This is a genomic window from Clostridiales bacterium, assembly GCA_030016385.1.
GTDB lineage: Bacteria > Bacillota > Clostridia > Clostridiales > Oxobacteraceae > JASEJN01.
The window spans coordinates 1-7,853 of sequence record JASEJN010000090.1; the positions used below are offsets into that span (position 1 = coordinate 1).

The window sequence follows — 7,853 nt, forward strand, 5'->3', positions numbered from 1 at the left end:
TATTATTTTACCGAGATAGGGTCTGTAATGGTTGCATCGCAGGGTATGGCCATACTGGGGAATGTGCCTAAAAGTGAGGGCGCGGGGAAGAACGCATACGATATAGCTAAAGAAGGTGGAAAGCATAGCGGTTTTTATAAACAATATATCAACAAGTCTCCTAAGGAAATTACAAAAGGTATACAATCGATAGAAAAAGAAATAGCAGAACACCAAGCTAAAATTGCCAATCCCGAGAAATATATACCAAATTTTAAAAAGCTGGATCCAAGACAACAAGAAGCGCTGATAAATAAAAAGTGGCCAAGCGATATTCAAAGACAGCAAGAACAGCTAAATATATTAAAAGGCATTAAGGAGAATTTAAAATGAGTGAGGAATTAAAGAACTTTATTAATGATCTAATAATCATTGTACAAGAAAAGTATAATGATTCATTGAAAGCAGCAGACAACGAGAACGAACATGATAAGGCATTCAGACAAGGCGCTAATTTTGCATACTATGATGCTCTGGATATTATTGAATCACAGCTTAAATCATTTAGCCTAATTGATATCATTCCTCAACAAATTGTACCTATTTTAGGTCAAGAAACAAATGGAAGAGACACCTCACAGCACCTATAAAAATGGCTAAAAGTGTGGGTTTCTTACCTTTCACAGCACCCTAAACCAAACTGCTACAACGCCGGCACTGCCGGCGTTTGTGGCTGCGAGGGGACGCTTGCGACCACCTCGCTTCCTGCTCTTTTTTCGACCTTGCAGTTTGGTCTGCAAAAGGGATAAAAAAGCAAGGAATCCATCGAATAAGTTGGCTGGTGATACCCAGCACAAGTCGGCCAAACTTGCCCTGATTTTTGCTGAATAGGCAAAACCCCTTATGTCAACATTTAAAATGCGACACAGGGGCATACGGCGGCTTACAGTGGCAAGTGCTTTGGTTAGGCGTAACGAATTTTTCGTGAAACGTGCAAATTTTGCAACCTACTTGAAAATTGAAATAAAAAGCAAAAAATGTTTGTGAACCCCTATGAACCCCTCTTTTCAAGAAAACCCGCCTGTGGTAAACTTTGTGCCAGAGGGGGGTACCAGGGGGTAAAAAATCACGCCATTTCTTTTTTCTGAATGTGACAGCTTGGAGACAAACCGCAGGAATGACTTGCAATAGTTTTCAGACAGAGTTAACATACACACCAAAGTGAAAATAACCTGTTTGAAACTGTGAGTCTTGCGTAGATAGGCTGTTGCGCCCTTGCCCGTTCAAAGAACGAAGGCTATCATCTGAGGTTGCCGGTACTCGGGGCTTTATGTGGATGTAGGAGAAAAGAGAAAACTGCCTCTATGTCGGTATGGACTTGCATAAGGACACTCATACCGCTGTTCTGGTGAATTGCTGGAATGAAAAATTAGATGCAATTGTCATCGAAAACAAGCCCAGCGAGTTTAATAAGCTGGCAAAGAAGGTTGATAAAGCAGCATTAAGACTGAATTTGTCGCCTATTTACGGTTTGGAAAACGCCTACGGCTACGGCAGGAGCCTTGCCGTATGGCTGATTGAAAAAGGTTACATGGTGAAGGATGTTAATCCGTCCCTGGCTTATGACCAACGCAAAAGCGCACCAATGATGAAGAAAAACGATGAGCATGACGCTTATTGCGTGGCAACGGTTCTGATCAATCAGCTTCACACCCTGCCTGACGCAAAGCCGGAGGACAATCATTGGACGCTGTCCCAGCTGGTCAACCGCCGGGACACCCTTGTCAAAGAGGGTATCCGGCTGAAAAATGGTTTGCATGAGCAGCTGACAAATGCATACCCCAGTTACCGCAAATTCTTCTGTGAAATTGACCGGAAAACGGCACTGTACTTTTGGAAACACTATCCTTCACCCGGTCACCTGAAAGGCAAGGCAGCAGAAGAATTAGCGGCGGAACTGAAAGCTGTTTCTCCGAATTATGCTAAGGGTAAAGCGGAAATGATCCTTGAATGTATGGAGAAGGATGGCAATACGCACAGGGGTTATCAGGCTTCCAGAGATTTTATTACGCAAAGCCTTGTCCGTGATTTGGAGCATCAGGCGGTTGAATTGGCACAAATCGAAACGGAAATCACAAAGATGCTGGAATCCTTTGACTACAAGCTCACCACCCTGCCCGGCGTTGGAAACGCAATCGCAAGCAAGCTGATTGCCGAGATAGGCGATATACGCTGTTTCCCCAATGCCGACAAGCTGGCCCGTTTTGCCGGAATTGCTCCCAAAAGCTTCAGTTCTGCGGGTAAAGGCAGGGATGAGAGCAACAAGCAGGGCAACCGTGAGCTTCATGGCTTATTCTACTTCCTTGCCGTAACTATGGTGGCTGTCTCAACAAAAGGAAAGCCATACTGTCCTATATTCCGCACCTATTTCCTTCGCAAAATCAGCGAGGGCAAGACGAAGTCTCAGGCTCTGGTCTGTATCATGCGGAGACTGGTCAACATCGTTTATGGCATGATGAAGAACAAGACGGAATACAGGCCGTATGAGCCGGAAGATGTGCAATCTGAGGTTAGGTAATACCCCACAGGCACAATGACGAAAAACCGATATCCTGCCCGAAGGAGTTGAGAAATATGCGAAAGAAACTGCCGGTACTGTTGCTTGTGCTGATTATCCTGCTGCAAGCTTTTGTTCCTGTCGCTTATGCCGCTCCAAAAAATGATGCGCAATCCCAAACAGCATATTTCTGTCCTTCGGATGCTACATCTGAGGGCGCGGGGAAAGGTTTTGATAATTTTAATGCTCTTAAAAAGAACCTCGGGCCTGCCGGAGAAGGAAAAGCGTGGCATCATGTTGTCGAACAGAGTCAAATCCAGAAGTCAGGGTTTAGCCCGCAACAAATTCATAATACCAATAATGTAATTGCTGTTGATTCAGCGACTCATGCGAAGATAAGCGGGTATTATAACAGTATTGATGCAAGTTTATCAGACACTATGAGAGTTCGGGATTGGCTTGCAGGACAAAGTTTTGAAACGCAATATCAATTTGGAATGGATGTCTTAAAGAGATTCGGGGTGACAAAATGAAGAAAAATATATCACCACAATCATTGATTGAGCAATATATTAATGCTGGAATAATAATGACAGAAGCGTTGCCAAACGGTGATTATAAGACAAATAATCGAGAAGCAAAAAAGCTAAAAAAAATTAAAACTGACTTTTTAGAAAGTAATTTGGATTTAGCGAAGCAAGTTTTCGCTGAAGTCATGAAGTCAGAAAACGACAAAGCACGCTCCATAGCGGCAGCGGATGCTCTAAGGCTAAACATACTGATTGAACAAGCTATTGATGTTTTGGAAGATGTTGCTAAACGTGCAGACATTATCGGATTCGGAGCGGAAACATCGCTGAAGATTTGGCGTGGAGAGTATCCGGGAAAGACACTTTAATGAGAGGTGTGCCTTTGCAGACACCCTATAACTTGCGATATAACGCTGTATTTTAATAATAACAGCCACCTGCAAGGTGAACCTTGACAAATTAACAGCCACCCTTCGATAAACGAAGGTTGCTTGTTGAAAGCCATAAGCGGTCGGCATTGCCGGCCGCTGTGAACCGGCGGGAGCGCCCAAAGGTGCACCCGCCTTTAACCTGCATGGTTTTCGACCCCATGGTTCACCCCGTAAATTAAAGCGACATAGAACATTTTGTTCTGAGTTTCAAAGGAAAATATTCTTTCGCAGAAAGCCGCCAAATCTGGTTTTATTTTTGCTGAATGGGCAAACTCCTTAAGGCTGTTAACAAAACGCGACACAGCCGCATACAGTGGCTCACGTTGCCAGACAACAGGTTAGTAAACTTGTCATTGGCATTAGGTATTTGTGTATCGAATAATGAGGACATATAGAAAGCCCACAGCTTCTGTAAACTGCCGGTAACGAACATATCAATCGGCTTTTACCCCATGGTTCATGGTGAACCATGGATTTACAGGAAACCTGTTTTGTGGTAAAATTTGCGCCAGAGGGGGGTATAAGGGGGGAAAGCTCATTCCGACTCCCTGTTTTTTCTTTTCTGCAGTTGACAGTTTTGATATAAGCGCAGAAATGACTTGCAATCTTTTTCAAACAGAGTTAACATCACACACCAAAGTGAAAATAACCTGTTTGAAACTGTGAGTCTTGCGGTAGATAGGCTGTCGCGCCCTTGCGGACGGGAAAACCGTTAACGCTATCATCTGAGGTTGCCGGTACTCGGGACTTGAAGCGGAGGACAGGAAAAGAGAAGGGATGATATGCAGAAAAGAGAAAATTACCTCTATGTTGGTATGGATTTACATAAAGACACCCATACCGCTGTTTTGGTGAATTGCTGGAATGAGAAATTAGATGCAATTGTTATCGAAAACAAGCCCAGCGAATTCAATAAGCTGACAAAGAAGGTTGATAAAGCAGCCTTCCGATTGAATTTATCACCTATTTATGGTTTGGAAAACGCTTATGGCTATGGCAGGAGCCTTGCTGTTTGGCTCATTGAAAAAGGTTGCATGGTGAAGGATGTTAATCCTTCCCTGGCTTATGATCAACGCAAAAGCGCACCAATGATGAAGAAAAATGACGAGCACGATGCTTACTGCATAGCAACGGTGCTGATCAACCAGCTTCACACCCTGCCCGACGCAAAACCGGAGGACAACCATTGGACGCTGTCACAACTGGTCAACCGCCGGGACACCCTTGTCAAAGACGGTATCCGGCTGAAAAATGGTTTGCATGAGCAGGTTTCCGTTGTTTACCCAAGCTATCATAAATTTTTCTGTGATATTGACCGGAAGACGGCTCTGTATTTTTGGAAAAACTATCCCTCACCTGTCCATCTACGGAATAAACCCGTTGATGAGCTGTTTGAAGAATTCAAAGCCATTGCGTCTAATACAAGGAAAAGTAAGATTGAATTCATATTGGAATGTGTCCAGAATGACGGTGACACAATGCGGGAATATCAGGAATCAAGGGACTTTATCACGCAAAGCCTTGCGCGTTGTCTTGAGCAGCAGAAGGAAGAAATAGACCGGATTGATTCTGAAATTGAAAAAATGCTGAGGCATTTTGACTACAAACTAACAACAATACCAGGCGTTAGCATAGCCACAGCAAGCAAGCTGATTGCTGAAATCGGAGACATACGCCGTTTTCCAAGTGCGGATAAACTGGCTCGTTATGCAGGAATTGCACCAATAAAGTTCAGTTCCGGAGGCAAAGGCAAGGAGCAAAGCTCAAAACAGGGTAACCGTGAGCTGCACGGATTGTTTTATTTTCTGGCGGTATCCATGGTTACGGTTCCAAGGACAGGAAAGCCGAATCAGCCTATCTTTTACGCCTATTACCAGCGTAAAATCAGTGAAGGCAAGACGAAATCACAGGCATTGGTCTGTATTATGCGCCGCTTAGTAAACATTGTATACGGGATGATGAAAAATAAGACGGAGTATCGTCCTTTTGTGGTTGAGAATCATGTCACAGAAAAACAGGAATGATTATTACAGCACAGCATAAAATTATGCTTTAATTTTTAAAAGTGAATACGGGTTCTCACCCTTGATCTGAGATATATCTTCTTCCACCTGAGGGCGCGGGTAAGACGTTTAAGAGTATTGATGAAGGATTAAATTTTGCTAAAACTCCTACAAAACACATGGAAAATCCCGGAAGGTTTGTTCCTACACAAACATTACAGGATGCTATAAAATCAACAAAGGGTGTTGCAGATCCAAGAGGTTCTAATGCTATGATGCATTACACGACCATGACCAAGAATGGGCAAACATATAATTTGGAAGTTCTCTATGATAAAGCAACTAATACTATATACCATTTTGAGTATACAAGAAAAGCAATAGGAAATTTACCTGCTATACCTAAATAACTTTTGAAGGGAGAACATTCATGACATCGAAAGAAAAGCTTTATTATTTATTAACTGAATATCAAAAAGGCAAATATGATACAAATACTTTTTGTGACCAATTTACCATTATTTATGATACTGAGGTAGAGTATGATACGTTAAGCAAAGTTGAAAATGAGCTGTTCAACGAACTGTCTATAATTACTGCAAGGTTTTCTCCCTACGAGGAGGATTTAAAAATACCAAGTGTTTATTATAGTGAGCAAGAAGTTAAATCTAAAGTAGAGGAAGTTATAGTTAAGTTATTGAAGTAAAATGAGGATATGTACGTTTTTGTAGATTTTAATTAAAGGCCATAGGAGCCAATAATGCCACTATAAGAACTTTTAAACAATCTATATGACCTTTACGGACACCTTTTAGAAGGCTTGAAACTTGGCTGGTTTACAGCAATTACAGCCACCTAAAAGGTGTACATTGCTCAATTTACAGCTACCTAAAAAAACGACTGTTGTTTACTCAAAAGCCTTAAGCGGTCGGCATTGCCGGCCGTTATAAACCGGCGGGTGCGCCCAAAGGTGTACCCGCCTTTAACCCGCACGGTTTTCAATCTATGGTTTACCTTATCATTTACAGACAGTGTGTTATTTGAGCAACAAGGCTTAAATGGGTAAAAAATCTTTTGCCTTTTGATAATTATTACATAAAGGGAAGCGTAACGAACATCATAAATCCCGAAGTAACGGTGGTAAAGGGTTACGACGTGGAAACCCATACGAGCCGTGGACATCACACCTTTACAGCTACTGCGACAGCAACCCCACAAGCATGACGGACCCTACCGGTCATATGAAGATGCTTGTAGGGAATGGTGAAGGAGGGGGTATAAGCAGATATGTTCCGCAAAGCTCACCTGCACCTAAACCCGCCAACAGAGGCAGAATAACAAATTCACAAGTAAAGCGGAAGCTTGCCAATGATTATTTCACGAACTGGAGAAGAGAAGGAGAGATATATGGATTTAAACAGGCAGCAGCCGATACAGTGAATATGTTTGTAAATGCATACAACAACGGTAAACCTATGGGTGAGGCAAAACAGCCATTAATAGAAGTAGAGCATAAAACACCGGCTCTAAAAAGCAGTAAAGCAGAATTCCAGTCAGGGACTACTTCGGGCAAGATGGTATTTACTGCAACTTTATATTATGCTAGTTATGGTTTAAACAGCCTTATTAAGGCATATACAAGGCCGGTAGCAGCTAAGGAGGTAAGTAAGGCTGTTCAGCCATATTACCCACCGAATAATGGAGCATTAGGTGCTACTGAAAGAATATATTTAATGCCAGGAGATCAAATTGATAGGTTTGGTAAATTAGGCGGTAGGTATTTTTCACCTGCAGGTACACCTGTGGAAATGAGATCATTACCTTCTAATGCGGATTTATCACAGTATAGAGCATTTGAAGTAGTAAAGCCATTTGAAGTTGAGTCGTCAACGATTGCACCTGCTTTTAATCAAATAGGACTTGGGACTCAATATTGTTCTCCTGTAAGTGCTGAAATACTATTAAATCGAGAAATTATTAAAATTATTCCGTAGGAGAGTTAAGATATGAATATAAAACAGTTAGAGAATGAATTAGACAATTTAGGTATTCCCAAAAACTATTACTCATTTAATGGGCATTTGTTAACAGATACTTATATACTAAATCAAGTATACTCTAAATGGGAATATTTCTATTATGACGAAAAAGGAAATCAGGAAGGTTATAAAAGTTTTGATAATGAGGATGAAGCCTGCCGATATTTTCTAAAAAAATTAAAAAATGAAATTAAATATCCTCCAAGCTCTTTTAAGTAAGAATATTTATTTTTATGTAATAGAAAATTTTTAATTACATAAAGGCAAACAGCAGACGTGTAGAAACCGGAGTAAATAAAGTTGCAAGCGGTGGG

9 protein-coding genes are annotated in these 7,853 nt (G+C 41.6%); all 9 read left to right on the plus strand.

The genetic code is table 11. The features are described from left to right. A partial coding sequence (locus QME45_13990; GenBank protein MDI6619741.1) for a hypothetical protein occupies positions 1-372 on the plus strand: 372 nt, incomplete at its 5' end. Next, positions 369-629: a hypothetical protein gene (locus tag QME45_13995; GenBank protein MDI6619742.1), complete on the plus strand. Its 261-nt coding sequence runs from the start codon at positions 369-371 to the stop codon at positions 627-629. The genes QME45_13990 and QME45_13995, both read left to right, overlap by 4 nt. 722 nt (positions 630-1,351) lie before the next feature. Beyond that, on the plus strand, positions 1,352-2,557 hold the full coding sequence (locus tag QME45_14000; GenBank protein ID MDI6619743.1) for an IS110 family transposase: 1,206 nt from the start codon (positions 1,352-1,354) through the stop codon (positions 2,555-2,557). A gap of 56 nt (positions 2,558-2,613) precedes the next feature. Further along, a complete protein-coding gene (locus QME45_14005; GenBank protein MDI6619744.1) occupies positions 2,614-3,069 on the plus strand; it encodes a hypothetical protein in 456 nt (151 codons plus the stop codon). Beyond that, positions 3,066-3,434, plus strand: coding sequence for a hypothetical protein (locus QME45_14010; GenBank protein MDI6619745.1), 369 nt, complete (start codon positions 3,066-3,068; stop codon positions 3,432-3,434). The genes QME45_14005 and QME45_14010 overlap by 4 nt, the downstream gene beginning before the upstream one ends. An 845-nt stretch (positions 3,435-4,279) precedes the next feature. Then, entirely contained in the window at positions 4,280-5,521 is a 1,242-nt protein-coding gene (locus QME45_14015; GenBank protein ID MDI6619746.1) for an IS110 family transposase, read from the plus strand. Between the two features lie 409 nt (positions 5,522-5,930). Then, entirely contained in the window at positions 5,931-6,206 is a 276-nt protein-coding gene (locus QME45_14020; GenBank protein ID MDI6619747.1) for a colicin immunity domain-containing protein, read from the plus strand. A gap of 535 nt (positions 6,207-6,741) precedes the next feature. Beyond that, the gene (locus QME45_14025; protein MDI6619748.1) at positions 6,742-7,494 is read left to right on the plus strand and encodes a TNT domain-containing protein; all 753 of its coding nucleotides are present in this window, start codon (positions 6,742-6,744) and stop codon (positions 7,492-7,494) included. A gap of 12 nt (positions 7,495-7,506) precedes the next feature. After that, positions 7,507-7,758, plus strand: a complete 252-nt coding sequence (locus tag QME45_14030) for a hypothetical protein (GenBank protein ID MDI6619749.1) — start codon at positions 7,507-7,509, stop codon at positions 7,756-7,758. The last annotated feature ends 95 nt before the right edge of the window (positions 7,759-7,853 follow it).